Here is a 17,209-nt window from a genome sequence, read left to right as displayed (position 1 = left end):
GAATGAGAGAATGTCCAGCGACCACAGCCCCTTTTATACGCCGCCCCGCTTCTCCTCGACCTTCGATCGTGACGCGATCGCCCAGATCCAGCGCGCAGCCGCGACCGGCATCTACGACATCCGCGGCGGCGGTGCCAAGCGCAAGGTCCCGCATTTCGACGACCTCCTGTTCCTTGGCGCCTCGATCTCGCGCTATCCGCTCGAAGGCTATCGCGAGAAATGCGGCACCGACGTCGTCCTCGGCACCCGCTTTGCCAAGAAGCCGATCGAACTCAAAATTCCGGTCACCATTGCCGGCATGAGCTTCGGCGCGCTTTCCGGCAACGCCAAGGAAGCCCTGGGTCGCGGTGCCACGGCGATGGGCACCAGCACCACGACCGGTGACGGCGGCATGACGCCGGAAGAGCGCGGCCATTCGACCAAGCTCGTCTACCAGCTGCTACCCTCGCGCTATGGCATGAACCCGGATGATCTCCGCAAGGCCGATGCGATCGAAGTCGTTGTCGGCCAAGGCGCCAAGCCTGGCGGCGGCGGCATGCTGCTCGGCCAAAAGATCACCGAGCGCGTCGCCAAGATGCGCAATCTGCCGGTCGGCATCGACCAGCGTTCGGCCTGCCGTCATCCGGACTGGACCGGCCCCGACGATCTCGCCATCAAGATCACGGAACTGCGCGAGATCACCAATTGGGAAAAGCCGATCTATGTGAAGGTCGGCGCGACGCGTCCCTATTACGACACGGCGCTCGCCGTGAAGTCGGGCGCCGATGTCGTCGTGCTCGACGGCATGCAGGGCGGCACGGCGGCGACGCAAGAAGTCTTCATCGAGCATGTCGGTTTGCCTATCCTCGCCGCCATTCGGCCGGCGGTGCAGGCGCTGCAGGATCTCGACATGCATCGGAAGGTGCAGCTCATCGTCTCCGGCGGCATCCGCAACGGTGCCGATGTGGCAAAGTGCCTGGCGCTTGGGGCCGATGCGGTTGCCATCGGTACGGCAGCCCTCATCGCGCTCGGCGACAACGCGCCGAGCCTTGAGGAGGAATACAAGCGCCTCGGCACCACGGCCGGCGCCTATGACGATTGGCATGAAGGCAGGGATCCGGCCGGTATCACCACGCAGGATCCGGCATTGGCCGCGCGCCTCGACCCGGTCAAGGCCGGTCATCGCCTCGCCAACTATCTCGCCGTGCTGACGATGGAAACGCAGATCATCGCCCGCGCTTGCGGTAAGAGCCATGTCCACAATCTCGAGCCCGACGATCTCGTGGCGCTCACGGTGGAGTCGGCCGCGATGGCGGGCGTGCCCTTGGCCGGGACCAGCTGGATCCCGGGCAAGGACCGGTACTGAGGCGAACTGAATATCGGGCCGTCCACGCATCCCGCGTGGCGGCCCGCAAGAACCAAAGAAACAGGTAGCGTTTGAGGCTTTATAACTGAGAGGGGAAGTAAAATGGCAACCGACCTCGCCAAGGTGGCGAAGGACCGCAAGATCAAATATTTTCTGATCTCCTACACCGACCTTTTCGGCGCGCTGCGCGCCAAACTCGTTCCTGCCGCCGCAATCGCCGGCATGCAGAAGGATGGCGCCGGTTTTGCCGGCTTTGCCACTTGGCTGGACATGACGCCGGCTCATCCCGATCTCTTCGCCAAGCCCGATCCGGACAGTCTCATCCAGCTTCCCTGGAAGCCGGAAGTGGGCTGGCTCGCTTCCGACCTTTGGATGGACGGTAAGCCCGTGGCGGATTCGCCGCGCAACCTGCTGAAGCGCAAGATTGCCGAGGCCGGCAAGAAGGGCTTGCGCGCCAAGGCCGGCGTCGAATGCGAATTCTTCCTGATCACACCGGACGGAAAGCAGATCGCCGATGTCGCCGATACCGCCGACAAGCCCTGCTACGACCAGCTTGCCTTGATGCGCCGCTACGACGTCATCACCGAAATCTGCGACGCGATGCTGACTTTGGGGTGGAAGCCCTATCAGAACGATCATGAGGACGCCAACGGCCAGTTCGAAATGAACTGGGAATATGACGACGTCCTGAAGACCGCGGACCGCCACGTTTTCTTCAAATACATGGCGAAGTCGATCGCCGAGAAGCACGGCCTGCGCGCCACCTTCATGCCCAAGCCCTTCAGCACGCTGACCGGCAACGGGGCGCACGCCCATATCTCGTTCTGGGACATGAGCGGCAAGAAGAACCTCTTCAGCGATCCGAAGGGCGAATTGGGTCTTTCCAAGCTCGCCTATCAGGTTCTGGGCGGCATCCAGCACAATGCCGATGCGCTGTGCTCGTTCTTCAACCCGACCGTCAATTCCTACAAGCGCATCAACGCGCCGCGCACGGTCTCGGGTGCCACTTGGGCGCCCAACACCATCACCTGGACCGGCAACAACCGCACGCACATGATCCGCGTGCCGGATGAAGGCCGGTTCGAGCTGCGCCTTGCCGACGGGTCGACCAACCCATACCTGCTGCAGGCCGGCATCGTCGCCTCGGGCCTCGATGGCATCGACAACAAGCGCGATCCGGGGAAGCGTCTCGACATCAACATGTACACCGAGGGGCATACGGTGAAGGGCGGTCGCAAGCTGCCGCTCAACCTCCTCGATGCGCTGCGCTTGACCGACAGCAGCAAGGTGGTGCGCGAGCAGTTCGGCGACAGTTTCGTCGATGCCTATGTGCGCATGAAGACCGAGGAATGGAACAGTTACACCAAGCACCTCACCGAGTGGGAGCGACACAACACACTCGATTGCTGATGCTCTGAGAAAGCCGCCCGGGCGAATTCCGGGCGGCTTTTCTTCTGGGTTGTGATGTTTCCGCAAAGGAAACTTCATTTAAGGCTAGTAAAGCCGACCCGCCCATGTTAAGAATCCTAAAGGCCGAAAAGGCGTGGTCGAATCGACCAGTTGAGTCGCTCTCGACCGACAAGAACAAGCTCCCGAAAAGTGGAGCGCCCGCGTACCCCGAATGGGGACCGATTACTGGGAGTGCCGTCCCGTCAGATACGGGGCGTTTTCAGTCAGGATGAAGCGGCCGCAAGGAAACCGGTCGCCGTCTCAGGGGAGAGTGTTATGGCGAACGACCTGCAGTCGCGCGTTGATTCCATGTTCAATCAAGATCGCCTTTGGGCCTGGGGCTTTGTCATAGTCCTCTGGGCGGTTCTTCTGTTCGTCTACTTCTCGGTCAGTAGTTACATCCAGGATGGGCAAGCCAAGATTCTTCTGGCGATCGCCGGCCTGCTGGTGGGGCTGTTCAACACGGCATCCATCGCTGCGATGATCTCGCACTACAGCCACGACAAGAAGTTCATCTACGAACTCGACATCAAGCATCTCGACGCGAACCGCTAAGACTGCCCGCCAAACAACAGGAATCGCCGCAAGGCGATCCGGGACAGTCGACGGCCGGCCGATAGGGGAGGAAGGCAATGGCGAAATATCAACCACCGAAACAAAGCGGCATGGGGCAGGCGTTCGACGCGATCTTCCTGCTGGTGCTGGTGTTCCTGGCACTGCTGGTGCCGCTGGAAATGGAGCTGGCGGGTGCCGCCAAGGGCGACTGGCTGCCGGGCGAGGTGAAGGTTGAAACCGCGACCGACGGCACGACCGTGGTCAGCAACGACAAGGGTCTCATCAAGCGCACGGCGCCGGACGGCACGGTCAGCTTCGAAAACCTCACCTGGGAAGCCCTCGAACAGACCCCCGTCATGCAGGCGCAATGGGAAAAGCTCGGCATCGATCTTGAAGGCGCCGCTGCCGCAATCACGCTGCGCTACGACTATTCGTTCAGCTGGGGTGGCCTCATCGCGACGCTTGCCGCGATCGGCGCCTATTTCATCTTCCTGGTCTGGCAGTCGGACAAGGAATACCGCCAGGTCATCGCCGAAAAATTCGGCAGCAGGTCCTGAGGGAAAAGGGGAGGGGAACAATGTTCGATTTTCTGCAGTTCCGGGGACCCTGGGACCTCGTTCAGGCCGGCGCTTGGCTCGTCTCCATCGCCTTGCTGCTGTGGATGGTCTTGGACGCGATCCGCGTCAGCCGTCAGTACAGCGAAGATATCCTGACCAGTTCGCAGGAAGGTGTCGACGAACTGGCCATGCAGCAAGACTCGCATAAGAGGGGATAAGGGCGCGCCATGACTGACATGACCATGAATGGCGAGAAGCCATCCTCCATCAACCTCGTAAAGGTGCTGGGTCCGACCCATGTTTGGGCGCTGGGCGTCGGCATCGTGCTCGTCGGCGAGTTCATGGGGTGGAACTACTCGGTCGAAAAGGGCGGTGCGCTGGGCTCTATCATCGCCTGCTGGATCATCGGCCTGCTCTATACCTGCGTCGCCATGATCGATTCCGAAGTGACATCGACCGTGGCCGCGGCCGGTGGTCAATACACCCAGGCCAAGCACACGACGGGCCCGCTGATGGCCTTCAATGTCGGCCTCTACCTGGTTCTTGCCTATACGATGCTTGAAGCCGCAGACATTTTCGTCTTCGGTGACCTCATCCGCATCGCTGCGGAAAATCTCGGCGCGGAACCCGGCTCGGTCGATGCCCGGCCCTTCGTGCTGCTGGCGGTCTCGGCCCTCGCCTTCCTTAATTACCGCGGCGTCTTCATGGCGCTGTCGGTGAACTTCCTCATCACGGCGGTGGCCTTCTTCTCCATCATCGTCCTGGTCGTTTCTTACAAGTTCGGCATCTTCACCGCCGAGCCGCTGCAGCATGAAGGTCTCGGCATGGGCGGCCTGCCCTATGGCTGGATGGGCGTGTTGGCCGCGTTCCAGTTCGGCATCTGGTACTATCTCGGCATCGAAGGTACCTGCCAGGCGGCCGAGGAAGTGCGCTCCTGTGGCCGCTCGCTGCCCTTGGGCACGATGACCGGCATGATCACGCTGCTGATCGCGGCAGCGCTCACCTGGTATGTCTGCGCCGGCTCACTCCCGTGGGAGTATCTCGGCACGGCCCTGGCGCCGCTCTATGACGCGGCCCGCGTCTCCGGCAGCACGGTTCTCATCGTCCTGCTTTGGGTCGGCACCGTGTTCTCGGCACTCGCCTCGGCCAACGGCTGCATCAACGATGCAGCGCGCGCCTGGTTCTCGATGGGCCGCGACCGCTACCTGCCGCAATTCTTCGCGGCGGTGCATCCCAAGTACCGCACGCCCTATCGTTCGATCATCTTCCTCATTCCGATCGCGGCGTCGTTCGGCTTCCTGCAGCTGCTGGCGCCGACCATCACCTTCTCGATCCTCTCCGGTCTGCTCGGCTATACCTTCATGCCGATTAACATGTTCCGCTTCCGCGGGAAATGGCCGCTGGATTCGATCAAGCGGGGTTACATCCACCCGTTCCACCCGATCCCGTCGATCGTGTTGCTGGCCCTGTGCACCGCAACCTATGTCGCCGTGTTCTTGGGCTTCGGTACGCAGCTTCTCGCCATGATGGTGTTCTACATCGTCGCGTCGGTCTGGTTCGTTCTCTTCCGCTACAAGTATGTACGGCGCGGCGACCAATTCACGATGGCGTGGCCACGGCCCAAAGGATACTGATTCAAATCACTTGTCGCCTGACGAATACCTCTCACACGGCCGGCGGGGCTACCCGCCGGTCGCTTTGTTTCAGAAAGCCGCGTTGCCTTGACCTCGCCAGTCGCCTTCACCTCCATCATCCTGCTGGTCGCAGCGGCTCTGGCGATCCTTGTCATCTATTATCGCCGGGACCAGCGCCTGCGCCGGACTTCCCGCGGCGCGCTGTTTGCTCCCAGCTACGATCTCTTCGAGAGCTACCGGGTGACGCAGGAGCGCAGCGACTATCCCGTCCTCACTGGCCGCTATCGCAACCATGATTTCCAGATCGACGCCATCGTCGACACGCTGACCTTCCGTAAGATCCCCGTCCTGTGGCTGCGGGTGACGCTGCTGCGATCGCTGCCGGGGATCGCCGCGACCGATATCCTGGTACGCGTGCAGAACAACGAATTCTACTCGCCCGCCAACGACCTGCCGTTCCAGCTACCGGTACCCGGCCACTGGCCGCCGGGCGCTGTCGCGAAGACCGAGGATGCGGAGAAGGCGCCGCCGCTCGATCTCCTCGAACGGCACATCGATTTCTTCGCCGCAATCGAGGCGAAAGAAATGCTGGTGACGCCCAAGGGTGTCCGGCTCGTCCGCCTCATCGACCAGGGTACGCGCGCCGATTACATGGTTCTGCGCATCGCCGATTTTCGCCGCGTCAATCTTGAGCCGGCGCTCCTCTCCGATATGATGGACCGCACCATCGCCCTTGCCGACGATATCGGTCGGGGCATCACGGAACAGAGCCCATGATCGACAAACCGCTGACCGACAAGCCGCTGAAACCGCCCCTCCACCCGCTGATCGTGCTCCTGGTGGCGATTGCCCTGCCCGGCATGGGACAGATCGCCAACAACCAGGCCAATCGCGGGCTGCTCTTTGCGTTCACGACTGTGGCCTTGGGCTATGTCACGTCGATCTATGCGTCGCCCGACGTCAGCATCTTTGGCCGCTATGCCGGCGGCTTCTTCATCTATGCCGTCGCCATCATGGATGCCTATCGCTGGGCCAAAGTCCGGTGGGAGATTTTCCAGCACGCGCACCCCAAGAGCTGATCTCAGCTGAGGCGGTAGAGAGACGTGTAGTGCAGGTGGGAGACCAGCCTGTAGCCAAGCGGCCTTAGGTAGCGGAAGATCTTGCTTTCGACCACGCGCTCAAGATCAAGGTCGAGATCCTCGACGGCGAGAAGCTTCGGGTGATAGCGCGCCCAATCGTTCGAGCGCAGAACGTCGAGATCGGCACCTTCGCAATCGACATTCATGAAGTCGATGGATTTGCCTGCCGGCAGGTGCCGGTTCAGCGCCTCGGCCAGCGGCAGGCGCTCGACCTCGATATCGCCTTGATGTCGCTTCCTGGGATTCTGCAGCGTCTTTTCATAGAGTGCCGTGTCGACCGTGTTCATCGACCGATCATTGAAGAGATGCAGGGTGACCTTGCCCGGCTTGCTGCCGATGGCGATCTGCAGGCCGATATCTTCCGGCCGCTCCCGCGCGAAGGCGGCGATGGCATCGGGGTCCGGGTCGATGGCAATCCCGCGCCAGCCGCGCTGATAGAGCGCGTAGGTATTCGAATAGTCCTTCGGCGCATGGGCGCCGACATCGACATAGAAGCCCGGTTCCTGCTTGGCGAGGAATTTGAGGATGAGCCGGTCCTCGCCGAAGGAGGAATAGCTTTCGATCGGAAATTCCATATTCCGTCTCCTAAAGGTCGAGGTCCGTCAGCGCCGCGCCGAGCACTGAGAGAAATTGCACGCATGTCGCTGCATCGATCGTCATCGGCGGCCTGATCGCCAGGACATTGCGGTGCTGGCCTGTCCGCGTAAGCGGGACGCCGCCGCCTTCGAGGCGGGGAAGGAGCCGACTGACCGCATCCGCATCCGGTTGCAACGTGCTGCGGTCCTTCACGAACTCGACACCGAGGACGAGGCCGGAACCGCGCACGTCGCCGATGCGCGGGTGTCGGGCACCAAGTGCCAAAAGGCCAGTCATCAACTGCTGGCCACGCTCTTGGGCATGCGCTTGCTGCTTCCCGTCGCGGATCTCGTCGAATGCCGCGATGCCGGCAGATACCAAGACCGGATCGATGCCAATGCCCGCGAGTTCGGCCTGCGCCTTGGCAATCTCGGCCTGCATCGCCACGATCCCCAACCGGCGGCCGGGGCCGAGGGGGAGTTCGGCGGTGACAATGTCGGGGATGACTCCCTGCGCCTCGAACGCCCACGGGTGCGTGCCGATGCGGCCGAATCCGGTCGCAACCTCATCGGCGATCGTAAGGCCACCTTCGCGCCTCACATGTCGGTAGGCGGCTGGCAGATAGCCAGGCGGCAAGGGGATTTGCCCGCCGGTTCCTTGAACTCCCTCGGCGATTAAGGCCATCGGCCGGCGGCCCAGCCCCACCATGTCCATGACCATCGTCGCCACACTTTCGGCGTAACCGGCGCCGACATCCTTGTCGCCTTGTCGCAGGCGCCCGCGATAGGAATCCGGCATCTCTGCAACCCAGACATGGGCGGGCCTGCCCATGCCACCCGGCGCGTCGAAGATATAGGGGCTGATTGCGGTCAGGCTGGGCGAGTTGCCGTGCCAGGCATGGTCGATGACGATCACGTCGCGGGCACCCGTTCGGGCCTCGGCAAGGCGCAACGCCAACTCATTGGCCGCAGCGCCGGACCCCGCCAGACGGATGGTACCAAGTTCCGGCGGTAGCATCTCGCCCAAACAGCGGATCAGCTGGGCCGATTCGTCCTGGTGCTGGGGCTCCCGCATTTCTCATTTCCATGCTTGCTTGCCAACCCTTTTAGCACCCCGTGGCGGGTCAATGCAGCCGCTTCGATCGGCGGCGACAAAACCGGCTTTTGCGGGCATGATTCCACAGACGCATATTTTGGCGAGTTGATTCTCATGAGTGACTACAAGGCCCCGGACAATTCCCTGCAGCTTGGTGCTCCCAGCTATCGCCTTGCTGTCTCGGATGCGGAGTTCATCTCGAACCGCGAGGAGATGCGCGGCCTGCGCTTCGCCCTGGAATATACCAAGGCGGATCTCACTTTGCGCGATTGGGGCGTGCGGTCGACCATCATCGTCTTCGGCTCGGCGCGCATCCCGTCGCCGGAGCTGGCGGCGGCGCGTATCGCCGCTGCGGCACCCGGACCAGAGCGGGAGCAGGCCCAAAAACTTGGCGCCTGGTCGCGCTATTATCAGGAGGCCCGCGAATTCGCGCGCCTCGTCTCGGTCGAAGGCGGCGCCATGAAACCGGTCGACGGCCAGCGCGACAATGTCATCGCCACCGGCGGTGGCCCGGGCATCATGGAAGCCGCCAATCGCGGCGCTCACGATGCCGGCGCCCCCTCGATCGGCTTCAACATCACCCTGCCCGGCGAGCAGCAGCCCAACGCCTATTCGACGCCGGATCTGACCTTCCGCTTCCACTATTTCGCGATGCGCAAGATGCACCTGGCCATGCGGGCGCGGGCGCTCGCCGTGTTTCCGGGCGGTTTCGGGACGATGGACGAATTGTTCGAGATCCTGACCCTGCAGCAGACGCAGAAGGCCTCACCCACGCCGGTCGTGCTGGTTGGCGAGGATTACTGGAATTCAGTGATCAATTTCAATGCGATGGTCGATAGCGGCCTGATCGAGGCCGCCGATCTCAATATCTTCGAGATCGTCAATACCGGCGCCGAGGCCTGGGCGGCCTTGAAGGCGCGGGGGCTGAAGCCTGAGAATCCGAAGCGCCGGAAAGTACCCTGAGGGGCCCCGGAATCGTACCGGAAGGCCCCTTTTCTTAGTGGCGGCGCTTGAAGGGCTGCGGGCGGGCGGCGGGGGCGCCGGCCGGGCGTTCGTCCTTGAAACGGAAGGTGATGCGGCCCTTCGTGAGATCGTAAGGGGTCATCTCGACCGTAACGCGGTCGCCTTCCAGGATGCGGATGCGGTTCTTGCGCATCTTGCCCGACGTGTAGGCAAGGGTCTGGTGGCCGTTGTCGAGCTGCACGACGTAGCGCAGATCTGGCAGCATCTCCATGACGGTCCCGTCAAAGGTGATGACGTCTTCTTTGGACATGTGTTTCTTTCGGTTTAAATCCCACGCGGCGAGCCGGACTCGCACCCGCTCGCTGCTATTGGCGGTTCAAATAAAGCAGGTTCTTCAGCCATTCAAGCGCAATCGGGGCAAACCTGCCCTTCCCACTTGGGGCTATCTCAGTAGATCTTTGAAATAATTGAATATTTCAAAGATCTGCAAAGGCGTCGATGACCGCCCGGTCATAGCCGCGGCTGGCCAACAGCAACTGGCGCGAATAGGGGTGGGCCAGCGTTCCTGCCGAGAGGTGCCCGCTCTCCGCCACTTCGACCACCTTTCCTTGCCGCATCACGGCAAAGCGGTTGCACATATGCGCCACCACACCGAGATCGTGGCTCACCATCAAATAGGTGACGCCCAATTCGGTGCGGATGTCGTCGAGGAGGTTGAGCACTTCGGCCTGGATCGAGACGTCGAGGGCCGAGGTCGGCTCGTCGAGCAGGATGATCTTGGGCCGCAGGATCAGGGCCCGGGCGATGGCGATGCGCTGGCGCTGCCCGCCAGACAATTGGTGCGGATAGCGGAAGCGGAAGGATGGCCCCAGCTGTACCTGATCGAGCACCGCGCGCACCTTCGTCTCGCGGTCCGGAACATCGTGGACCACCAGCGGTTCGGTGAGGATGCGGTCGATTGTGTGCTTGGGATGCAGTGAGCCGAACGGGTCCTGGAACACCATTTGCACCTGGGCATAGAAGCCCTTGTCGCGCTTCCTTCCCTGCTTCTTGCCGTTGATGGTGATGCCTCCCGCACTGTCGACGAGGCCGGCGACGGCGCGCAGGATGGTCGATTTGCCGGAGCCCGATTCACCCACCAGACCAAAGCTCTCGCCGGCTGCGACATTCAGGCTGACGCCGTCGACGGCCAGGACTCGGTTGTCGACATCGCCGAAGGCGACGCTGAGATTCTCGATCGCGATCATCGGGTGCCTCCCGTCGGCGCAGCGGCCCAGGCCGGATCGCGGGCGAGGGTCGCAAGGCGTTTGGTCGGCCGGTCGACTTCCGGTGCACAGGCCAGCAGCCCGCGCGTATAGGGATGTGTCGCGTTCATCAGATCCTTGGCCGGCACTTCCTCGACCACGCGCCCGCCATACATGATGAGGACCCGGTCGGCGAAGGTGCGCACCAGATTGAGATCGTGACTGATGAAGATGAGGCCCATGTTCCGTGTCTTCACCAGATCGTCGAGGATGGCGAGGACCTGCAGGCGCACGGTGACGTCGAGTGCCGAAGTGGGCTCGTCGGCAATGAGGAGCTCGGGTTCCGCCATCAGCATCATGGCGATCATGGCGCGCTGGCCCATGCCGCCTGAAAGTTCGTGCGGCCAGGCATTGAAGACGCGCTTTGGATCGCGGATCTTCACCGCCGCCAGCATCTCCATCGCGCGTTTTGCCGCTCCCTCGGTCCCCAGCAGGCGCTTGCCGGCCTCGATCAGCTGATCGCCGATGGTCATGACAGGGTTCAGGGAATATTTCGGGTCCTGCATCACCATCGCGATGCGCTTGCCGCGGATCTCGCGCCATTGAACGGGGTCGAGGCCCAGCAGGTTGGTGCCGTGGAATGCCATTTTGTCGGCCGTGACGCGGCCTGGCGTCAGGCCCAAGATGGCGCGGCCGGTCTGGGTCTTGCCGGAACCGGATTCGCCGACGATGGCGAGCTTCTCGCGGCCCATGGTGAAGCTAACATCCTTCACGGCATGGAACTCGCCCTTCGGGGTGTCGAAGCGGATGTTGAGGTTGCGGACCTCGAGAACGGGCGTATCGGTCATCGCGTCACCTCACTTGCCACGCGGATCGAGGACGTCCCGCAGGCCGTCGCCGATCAGATTGAAGCCAAGGCTGACGATACAGATGGCGATGCCGGGATAGGTGCAGACCCACCATTGTTCCAAGATTTGCGAGCGGCCCTCGGAGACCATCGAACCCCATTCCGGCTGCGGCGGGGCAACGCCCAACCCTAAGAAGCCGAGGCCGGCGGCGATGAGAATGATGCCGGCCATGTCGAGCGATACGCGCACGATGAGCGAGGGGATGCACATCGGCATGATATGGCCGAACAGAATGCGCCACGAACCGGCACCGGTCATGCGCGCCGCCGCCAGATAGTCGCTGCTGCGCACGGTGAGCGTCTCGGCGCGGGCGATGCGGGCATAAGGCGGCCAAGCGGTCAGCGCAATCGCCAGCACCGCATTCTCAAGGCCGGCACCCAATGCCGCCGCAAAGGCCAGCGCCAGGATCAGCTTCGGGAAGGCGAGGAAAGCGTCGGTCAAGCGCATCAGCCCGGTTTCGACCCAGCCGCCGACATAGCCGGCCGTGGTGCCGATCAAGAGGCCGATGGGGGCCGCCGTCACTGCGACCAGCGCGATGATATAGAGCGAGGTGCGCGCGCCATAGACGATGCGGCTGAAGATATCGCGACCATTCTCATCGGTGCCGAGGAAGAATTGGCCGCTGGGCGGCAGCAGCCGGTCCTCAAGATTGCCCGACAGCGGATTGTGCGTGGCGATCCAGGGCGCGAACACCGCCATCACGATCAGCAGCACGAGAATGATGAAGCCCAGCATGGCGAGCGGGTTTTTGGCAAAGGTCAGCCAGCCCAAATAGAATCGCCCGGCCCGCGCCTGGAACCGTGAGTCCGGCGTGTCGGAAAGAAGCCAGGTACGGAGGGATGCGGAGATCATCTGACCCCTCCCTTACTGCGCGCGCGGATCGAGCAGCCGGTAGGCCACATCGGTCAGCATGTTGATGATGATGAAGATGGCACCGACCACAATCGTGCCGCCCATGACCGCCGGCATGTCCTGGCCGAAGATCGAATCGGTGATGTAGAGGCCAAGGCCGCGCCAGGCGAAGACGGTCTCGGTCAGCACCGAGCCTTCCAGCAGATTGCCGTAGGAAAGGGCGATCACCGTGATGAGCGGTACCAGGATGTTGCCCATGGCGTGCTTCCAGATGATGCGTGTCTCCGAAACGCCTTTGACGCGCGCGGTCAGGATGTATTCCTGGCTGAGCTGGCCCAGCATCAGCGAGCGCGTCATGCGGCTGATATAGGCCAGGCTGAAATAGCCGAGGAGGCTCGCCGGCAAAATGAGGTGCCCCAGCGCATTCTTGAAGAGATCCATGTCCCCGGCGATGAGCGTGTCGACGGTCATCAGGCCGGTGACGGGCGTGATCATGTCCTCATAGCCGAAATCGAGGCGCCCGGGACCGGGCAGCCAGTCGAGCTTGGCGTAGAAGACGAGGAGGCCCATGAGCCCCAGCCAGAAGATCGGCACGGAATAACCGACCAGCCCCAAGAAACGGACGACATGGTCGACCATCGTATCCTTGCGAACGGCAGCAAGGACGCCCAGGGGAATGCCCAGGATGATGCCGATGATGGTGCCGAGTGTCGCCAGTTCCAAGGTCGCCGGGAAGACGTTCATCAATTCCTGGGCGATCGGCTGGCTGGTGCGGATGGATTGGCCGAGATCGCCCTGCACGACATGGGAAAGATAGATCCAGAACTGCACCAGGATCGGCTTGTTGAGGCCCAGCTCCTCGCGCACGCGTGCGGCATATTCTTCGGTCGCGTGGTCGCCGACGATAGCCAGGACCGGATCGGCCGGCAGAAGCCGGCTGATGACGAAGGTCACCAGCAGCAGGCCGAACAGGGTGGTGAGAACGGAGGCGAGCGTGCGCAGAAATCCGCGCAGGCGGCGGGATTTGATCAGCATGAAAGGGCTCTCGTCATGGAGGGTCGCATCCTCGCTTAAATCCCCAAAGTCCGGAAAGTCAGTCTAATTCGAGGTCGATCTAAAGAAAACGCCCTCTCCCGGCAAGGGGAGAGGGCGTTTGAAACAAGCCGGAGCTTATTCCTTGGTCACGTTCGAATAGAGATTGAGATCGAAGGTGGGGCCAAGGACGAAGCCCTTCACATTGTTCTGCACGGCCGCGGTTTCGACCTGCTGGAACATGATGACATAGGGGCTGGTCTCCAACGCCTGCTTCTGCAGGGTCATGTACATGGCCGCACGCTTGGTGCTGTCCTTCTCGTCGCGGGCGGCGAGAACGGCTGCTTCATTCTCCGGCAGCTGCCACTGATTGCGCTTGGCGAGCGGCGCCATCAGATAGCCTTCGGCGTTCGAATGCGGGTCCTGATAATCCGAACCCCACTGGCCGATATAGATGTCGTGCTGGCTGGCACGGTACTTGGTCAGCGTCGTCTTGTTGTCGGCCAGCTTGATGATGATGTTGATGCCGGCCTTGGCCATCGTGTTCTGGATCGACGCCGAGAGGAGACGGGTCTCCGTCTTGTTGGTCGTGTCCATCGTGATGTTGAAGCCGTTGGGAACGCCAGCCTTGGCCAGCAATTCCTTGGCCTTTTCGACGTTGAGGCTGAACGGCGTCTCATTGTCGGCGCCGAGCTGGCCTTCGGGGAGGAAGGTCTGGTGCTTGATGCCGATCGCCTTGAACGAGGTGTTGGCAAGGCCGTCATAATCGACCAGGTACTTCATGGCCTGGCGGACTTCCGGCTTGGCGAGGTTCTCGTTCTTGGTGTTGAGACCCATGTACCACAGGGTCGCCTTCGGCGCGGCCGCGACATGCACGCTCTTGTCACCGGCAATCGCCTTCAACTGGTCGCCGGTCAGGTTGCGGGCCATGTCGACATCGCCCTTCTGCAGCAGCAGCTGCTGGGTGGCGCTTTCGGTCACGTTCTTCGCCAGCACGCGCTTGATCTTCGGCGCACCGCCCCAATAGCTCTCATTGGCTTCGAGAACCAGCGATTCATTGGGCTTCCAGGCCTTCAGCACGAACGGGCCGGACCCGGCATAGTTGGTGCGCAGCCAGTCATAACCCATGTCGCCGTCCTTCTCGTGGGCGACGGCTTCCTTCTTGTCGACGATGGCCGAGGTGAAGGACAGGCAGTTCAGGAAGAAGGAAGGGGCATAGGCGGCGTCGAGCTCGACCTCGAGGGTCGAAGCATCCTTCACGCGGACCTTGTCTTTCACGTTTTCTTTCGTGAGACCGAACTGGTTCATGATGAAGGCCGGGCTCTTGTCGAGCGCGACATAGCGCTCGATCGAGAATTCGGCGTCTTCGGCCGTCATCTCGTTGCCGGAGACGAACTTGATGCCCGGGCGGATTTTGAAGGTGAAGACCTTACCGTCATCGGAAACCGAATAGCTCTCGGCGGCCTGCATCTTCAGCTCGCCGGGCTTGTCCAGATCCTGGACGACCAGTCGGTCATAGGCGTTCGCCATATATTCCGAGCTGGAGAATTCATAGATTTCGGCTGGGTCCAGCGAAATGATGTCGTCAAACACCCACGCCATGACCAGCGTGTCCTTCGGGGTCTTGGCTTCGGCAGCGGTAAAGCTGCCGGCCATGACCAGGGCGAGACCGGCGACGCCGGCCTTCAGAAGCATATTCATCGAGAGCCTCCTGGTTGCGATCTGAATTGTTTCTTGCATCCCACAAGCATGCCGGGGCGCAACCCCTTAGCGCCCCTTGCCGCCCGCTAGGCTATACCGCGATCACAAATCTGCAATGAAAATTTGACCAATGGGCCAAGGAGATGGGCGATCTTTTCTAAGGTCCTGCTGCAATTCTCGGCAGGCCTGTCCGGTCCTTAGGCAAGCTCGCCCAGAAAGATCTCGATCCGCTCCTTGCCCTTGCCGATGTTGCGGCGCTTCAGCGTCACCGGACCCACTTCCCCGGTGCGCTTGAGGTGCGTGCCGCCGCAGGGGACTGGCTCGAAGCCCGGCACCTGCCAGAAACGGCGCCCAACGCTCTCGTCGCTGAAGGCGCTGGTGATGGGCAGATCGTCCGCGATGATCGCATTGGCACGCGCCGTCAGCGCCGGAAGCTCTGGGGTGACGGGGGTAGCGCGCGCAAAATCGATGCGCGCCTTGTCGGCGGCGATATGGGCACCGATCTTCTCGATGGGGCCAAGGTCGCGATAGACCAGCTCCAGCACGATCTCCGCCGCGAAATGAAGCCGCATCAGCCGGTAGCGGCGCGCCCAATCGATGGTGGTTGCGACCTTCTGGCCTTGAACCAGGCCATGATCGGGCGCCAGCGTATAGAGGATATCGGCGCCCATCTTGCGGGCGTCGAGCACCTCATGTCCACCGATCGACCCTTGATCGCTCTCCTGCCCCCCGGAAAAGGCATAGATGATGGTGGCGGCCAAAGTCACCGCATCGCCGTCGACCGACGCCACCTCGGTATCGAGATGCGCGAGATAGGGATCTTCCCAGAAAACTTTCCGTAGCATGGTGGCGCATTGTCGTGGGTCGCCTGAGCGGCCGCAAGATAGTGTTCGGCAATTATATTGCACGCTACCTCACATCGTCATGCCCGGGCTTGACCCGGGCATCCACTCTCACAGGCGGCGGCAGTGGATCCCCGGGTCAAGCCCGGGGATGACGTATGGATATGTGTGGATGACGGGTCTATATGCAGTGCCCTACTTCCGCCCCTGGTCGATCTTGTCCGCGATCAGCGCCACCATCTCGAACATGATGGCCATCGCGTTCATGGCGGTGATGTTGTTCGGGTTGTCCTTGGTCGGGATCATGCAGACGATATCGCCGCCGATGATGTCGAGGCCGCGCAGACCGTGGAAGATCTTGACGATCTCATGGGCCCGCAAACCCTGGTGCAACGGTTCGAGATTGGAGACGGCCGGCGCATCGGCCGGGTCGAGTGCGTCGAGATCGAAGGTGATATAAAGCGGCATGTCGCCGACGCGCTCACGGATGATCTCGATCGTGCGCTCGATGCCGATCTCGTAGAATTCATCGGCCGGGATGAGGCGATAGCCGAGCTTGCTGAAATTGAGATCGGCGCGCGGGCGGATCGGGTTGCCGCGCATGCCGATCTGCACGCTGCGGCTCGGATCGACATGCTCCTCGGCGACCGTATAGGCCGCCCAATGCGCGGCCGACCGTTCGGCACCCAGCCAATGCGGGATATGCTCATAATCGTCGCGGTGCGCGTCGAAATGGAGCAGGGCGCACTTGCGGCCCTTGGTCGTCTTGGCGTTCTTGCCAGCCAGTGCTTTGAGGATCGGGCCGGTGACGGAATGATCGCCGCCGATCGAGACCGGCCGCGCGCCCGCCGCATCGATGCGCTTGTAGAAGGCTTCGATATCCTGGACGCAGATGTCGTTGACCATCGCGTGCGGCAGCGGCACGTCGCCGATATCGTTGATGCGCGCCACTTCCCAGGGGACGATGCCATATTTCTGATGTCCGCGGCGATACCAGCCGGAAACGTTGCGCACCGCGCGCGGCGCCAGATGCTGGTCACGTTCCGTCGACCCGTTGCCCGAGGAATGCGGGACGCCGACCAGGGCGATATCGCAATTCTTCGGATCCTCGTCGAACTTGCACTTGAAATAGGTCTGGATGCCCCACCAGTACCAGGGCTCCATCTCCTTCTTCTTGCGCTGGAATTCCGCCTCGTCCATCTCGTCCCCCGTTCAAATGACGGGGGCAAGCTATCTGCCGCGCAGGCGACTGACAATATTCGTCGACAATATATTCTCGTCATGCCCGGGCGCGACCCGGGCATCCACTCTCGCCGG

Annotated in this window: 18 protein-coding genes and 1 pseudogene; 9 read left to right on the top strand and 10 right to left on the bottom strand. The window is 62.1% G+C overall.

The features are described 5' to 3' along the window. Window positions 1–10: 10 nt before the first annotated feature. The 8 genes from ACE3PP_RS19285 (at window position 11) to ACE3PP_RS19250 (ending at window position 6,619) form a co-directional block, all read left to right on the top strand. Window positions 11–1,345 (top strand): FMN-binding glutamate synthase family protein, encoded by a 1,335-nt coding sequence (locus tag ACE3PP_RS19285; RefSeq protein WP_374384910.1) that lies wholly within the window; start codon window positions 11–13, stop codon window positions 1,343–1,345. 102 nt (window positions 1,346–1,447) lie between these two features. Next, on the top strand, window positions 1,448–2,755 hold the full coding sequence (gene glnT, locus ACE3PP_RS19280; protein WP_374384908.1) for a type III glutamate--ammonia ligase: 1,308 nt from the start codon (window positions 1,448–1,450) through the stop codon (window positions 2,753–2,755). 315 nt (window positions 2,756–3,070) lie between these two features. Then, the gene (locus ACE3PP_RS19275) at window positions 3,071–3,349 is read left to right on the top strand and encodes a hypothetical protein (RefSeq protein WP_374384907.1); all 279 of its coding nucleotides are present in this window, start codon (window positions 3,071–3,073) and stop codon (window positions 3,347–3,349) included. A gap of 77 nt (window positions 3,350–3,426) precedes the next feature. Beyond that, window positions 3,427–3,906, top strand: a complete 480-nt coding sequence (locus tag ACE3PP_RS19270) for a hypothetical protein (protein ID WP_374384906.1) — start codon at window positions 3,427–3,429, stop codon at window positions 3,904–3,906. A gap of 20 nt (window positions 3,907–3,926) precedes the next feature. Then, complete coding sequence (locus ACE3PP_RS19265) at window positions 3,927–4,124, top strand: hypothetical protein (RefSeq protein ID WP_374384905.1); 198 nt, start codon at window positions 3,927–3,929, stop codon at window positions 4,122–4,124. Between the two features lie 9 nt (window positions 4,125–4,133). Then, window positions 4,134–5,540, top strand: a complete 1,407-nt coding sequence (locus ACE3PP_RS19260) for an APC family permease (RefSeq protein ID WP_374384904.1) — start codon at window positions 4,134–4,136, stop codon at window positions 5,538–5,540. Between the two features lie 87 nt (window positions 5,541–5,627). Beyond that, window positions 5,628–6,317, top strand: a complete 690-nt coding sequence (locus ACE3PP_RS19255; protein WP_374384903.1) for a hypothetical protein — start codon at window positions 5,628–5,630, stop codon at window positions 6,315–6,317. Continuing rightward, entirely contained in the window at window positions 6,314–6,619 is a 306-nt protein-coding gene (locus ACE3PP_RS19250) for a hypothetical protein (protein ID WP_374384902.1), read from the top strand. Before ACE3PP_RS19255 ends, ACE3PP_RS19250 begins: the two co-directional genes overlap by 4 nt. A gap of 2 nt (window positions 6,620–6,621) precedes the next feature. On the opposite strand, the gene ACE3PP_RS19245 is transcribed toward ACE3PP_RS19250, so the two are convergent. Together ACE3PP_RS19245 and ACE3PP_RS19240 are read right to left on the bottom strand one after the other, a co-directional pair. Then, window positions 6,622–7,254 (bottom strand): FkbM family methyltransferase, encoded by a 633-nt coding sequence (locus tag ACE3PP_RS19245; RefSeq protein WP_374384901.1) that lies wholly within the window; start codon window positions 7,252–7,254, stop codon window positions 6,622–6,624. Window positions 7,255–7,264: 10 nt separating this feature from the next. After that, window positions 7,265–8,329: an aminotransferase class III-fold pyridoxal phosphate-dependent enzyme gene (locus ACE3PP_RS19240; RefSeq protein WP_374384900.1), complete on the bottom strand. Its 1,065-nt coding sequence runs from the start codon at window positions 8,327–8,329 to the stop codon at window positions 7,265–7,267. Between the two features lie 135 nt (window positions 8,330–8,464). On the opposite strand from ACE3PP_RS19240, the gene ACE3PP_RS19235 reads away from it, so the two are divergent. Beyond that, the gene (locus ACE3PP_RS19235; protein WP_374384899.1) at window positions 8,465–9,313 is read left to right on the top strand and encodes an LOG family protein; all 849 of its coding nucleotides are present in this window, start codon (window positions 8,465–8,467) and stop codon (window positions 9,311–9,313) included. A 94-nt stretch (window positions 9,314–9,407) separates the two neighbouring features. On the opposite strand, the pseudogene infA reads toward ACE3PP_RS19235, so the two are convergent. The 8 genes and pseudogenes from infA to ACE3PP_RS19195 form a co-directional block, all read right to left on the bottom strand. Continuing rightward, a pseudogene (gene infA, locus ACE3PP_RS19230) lies at window positions 9,408–9,623 on the bottom strand (translation initiation factor IF-1); the annotation flags it as partial. Between the two features lie 166 nt (window positions 9,624–9,789). Further along, the gene (locus ACE3PP_RS19225; RefSeq protein WP_374384897.1) at window positions 9,790–10,560 is read right to left on the bottom strand and encodes an ABC transporter ATP-binding protein; all 771 of its coding nucleotides are present in this window, start codon (window positions 10,558–10,560) and stop codon (window positions 9,790–9,792) included. Continuing rightward, window positions 10,557–11,405, bottom strand: coding sequence for an ABC transporter ATP-binding protein (locus tag ACE3PP_RS19220; protein ID WP_374384896.1), 849 nt, complete (start codon window positions 11,403–11,405; stop codon window positions 10,557–10,559). The genes ACE3PP_RS19225 and ACE3PP_RS19220 overlap by 4 nt, the downstream gene beginning before the upstream one ends. 9 nt (window positions 11,406–11,414) lie before the next feature. Beyond that, window positions 11,415–12,317 (bottom strand): ABC transporter permease, encoded by a 903-nt coding sequence (locus ACE3PP_RS19215; RefSeq protein WP_374384895.1) that lies wholly within the window; start codon window positions 12,315–12,317, stop codon window positions 11,415–11,417. Between the two features lie 12 nt (window positions 12,318–12,329). Next, a complete protein-coding gene (locus ACE3PP_RS19210) occupies window positions 12,330–13,352 on the bottom strand; it encodes an ABC transporter permease (protein WP_374384894.1) in 1,023 nt (340 codons plus the stop codon). A 135-nt stretch (window positions 13,353–13,487) separates the two neighbouring features. Continuing rightward, a complete protein-coding gene (locus ACE3PP_RS19205; protein WP_374384893.1) occupies window positions 13,488–15,050 on the bottom strand; it encodes an ABC transporter substrate-binding protein in 1,563 nt (520 codons plus the stop codon). Between the two features lie 197 nt (window positions 15,051–15,247). Further along, window positions 15,248–15,895: an alanyl-tRNA editing protein gene (locus ACE3PP_RS19200; RefSeq protein ID WP_374384892.1), complete on the bottom strand. Its 648-nt coding sequence runs from the start codon at window positions 15,893–15,895 to the stop codon at window positions 15,248–15,250. Window positions 15,896–16,087: 192 nt separating this feature from the next. After that, complete coding sequence (locus ACE3PP_RS19195; RefSeq protein ID WP_374384891.1) at window positions 16,088–17,092, bottom strand: arginase family protein; 1,005 nt, start codon at window positions 17,090–17,092, stop codon at window positions 16,088–16,090. Between the last annotated feature and the right edge of the window lie 117 nt (window positions 17,093–17,209).

Source organism: Dongia sp. (assembly GCF_041910485.1).
In the GTDB taxonomy this organism is placed as follows: domain Bacteria; phylum Pseudomonadota; class Alphaproteobacteria; order Dongiales; family Dongiaceae; genus Dongia.
The sequence above is the reverse complement of the archived record's forward strand: the minus strand, read 5'-3'. Positions and strand labels throughout refer to the sequence as shown.

What these genes read in the sequence shown, in the direction of transcription:
- ACE3PP_RS19285 (WP_374384910.1), top strand. Translation starts at nt 11, where the DNA reads ATGTCCAGCGACCACAGCCCCTTTTATACGCCGCCCCGCTTCTCCTCG.
- glnT (WP_374384908.1), top strand. Translation starts at nt 1,448, where the DNA reads ATGGCAACCGACCTCGCCAAGGTGGCGAAGGACCGCAAGATCAAATAT.
- ACE3PP_RS19275 (WP_374384907.1), top strand. Translation starts at nt 3,071, where the DNA reads ATGGCGAACGACCTGCAGTCGCGCGTTGATTCCATGTTCAATCAAGAT.
- ACE3PP_RS19270 (WP_374384906.1), top strand. Translation starts at nt 3,427, where the DNA reads ATGGCGAAATATCAACCACCGAAACAAAGCGGCATGGGGCAGGCGTTC.
- ACE3PP_RS19265 (WP_374384905.1), top strand. Translation starts at nt 3,927, where the DNA reads ATGTTCGATTTTCTGCAGTTCCGGGGACCCTGGGACCTCGTTCAGGCC.
- ACE3PP_RS19260 (WP_374384904.1), top strand. Translation starts at nt 4,134, where the DNA reads ATGACTGACATGACCATGAATGGCGAGAAGCCATCCTCCATCAACCTC.
- ACE3PP_RS19250 (WP_374384902.1), top strand. Translation starts at nt 6,314, where the DNA reads ATGATCGACAAACCGCTGACCGACAAGCCGCTGAAACCGCCCCTCCAC.
- ACE3PP_RS19245 (WP_374384901.1), bottom strand. Translation starts at nt 7,254, where the DNA reads ATGGAATTTCCGATCGAAAGCTATTCCTCCTTCGGCGAGGACCGGCTC.
- ACE3PP_RS19240 (WP_374384900.1), bottom strand. Translation starts at nt 8,329, where the DNA reads ATGCGGGAGCCCCAGCACCAGGACGAATCGGCCCAGCTGATCCGCTGT.
- ACE3PP_RS19235 (WP_374384899.1), top strand. Translation starts at nt 8,465, where the DNA reads ATGAGTGACTACAAGGCCCCGGACAATTCCCTGCAGCTTGGTGCTCCC.
- ACE3PP_RS19225 (WP_374384897.1), bottom strand. Translation starts at nt 10,560, where the DNA reads ATGATCGCGATCGAGAATCTCAGCGTCGCCTTCGGCGATGTCGACAAC.
- ACE3PP_RS19220 (WP_374384896.1), bottom strand. Translation starts at nt 11,405, where the DNA reads ATGACCGATACGCCCGTTCTCGAGGTCCGCAACCTCAACATCCGCTTC.
- ACE3PP_RS19215 (WP_374384895.1), bottom strand. Translation starts at nt 12,317, where the DNA reads ATGATCTCCGCATCCCTCCGTACCTGGCTTCTTTCCGACACGCCGGAC.
- ACE3PP_RS19210 (WP_374384894.1), bottom strand. Translation starts at nt 13,352, where the DNA reads ATGCTGATCAAATCCCGCCGCCTGCGCGGATTTCTGCGCACGCTCGCC.
- ACE3PP_RS19205 (WP_374384893.1), bottom strand. Translation starts at nt 15,050, where the DNA reads ATGAATATGCTTCTGAAGGCCGGCGTCGCCGGTCTCGCCCTGGTCATG.
- ACE3PP_RS19200 (WP_374384892.1), bottom strand. Translation starts at nt 15,895, where the DNA reads ATGCTACGGAAAGTTTTCTGGGAAGATCCCTATCTCGCGCATCTCGAT.
- ACE3PP_RS19195 (WP_374384891.1), bottom strand. Translation starts at nt 17,092, where the DNA reads ATGGACGAGGCGGAATTCCAGCGCAAGAAGAAGGAGATGGAGCCCTGG.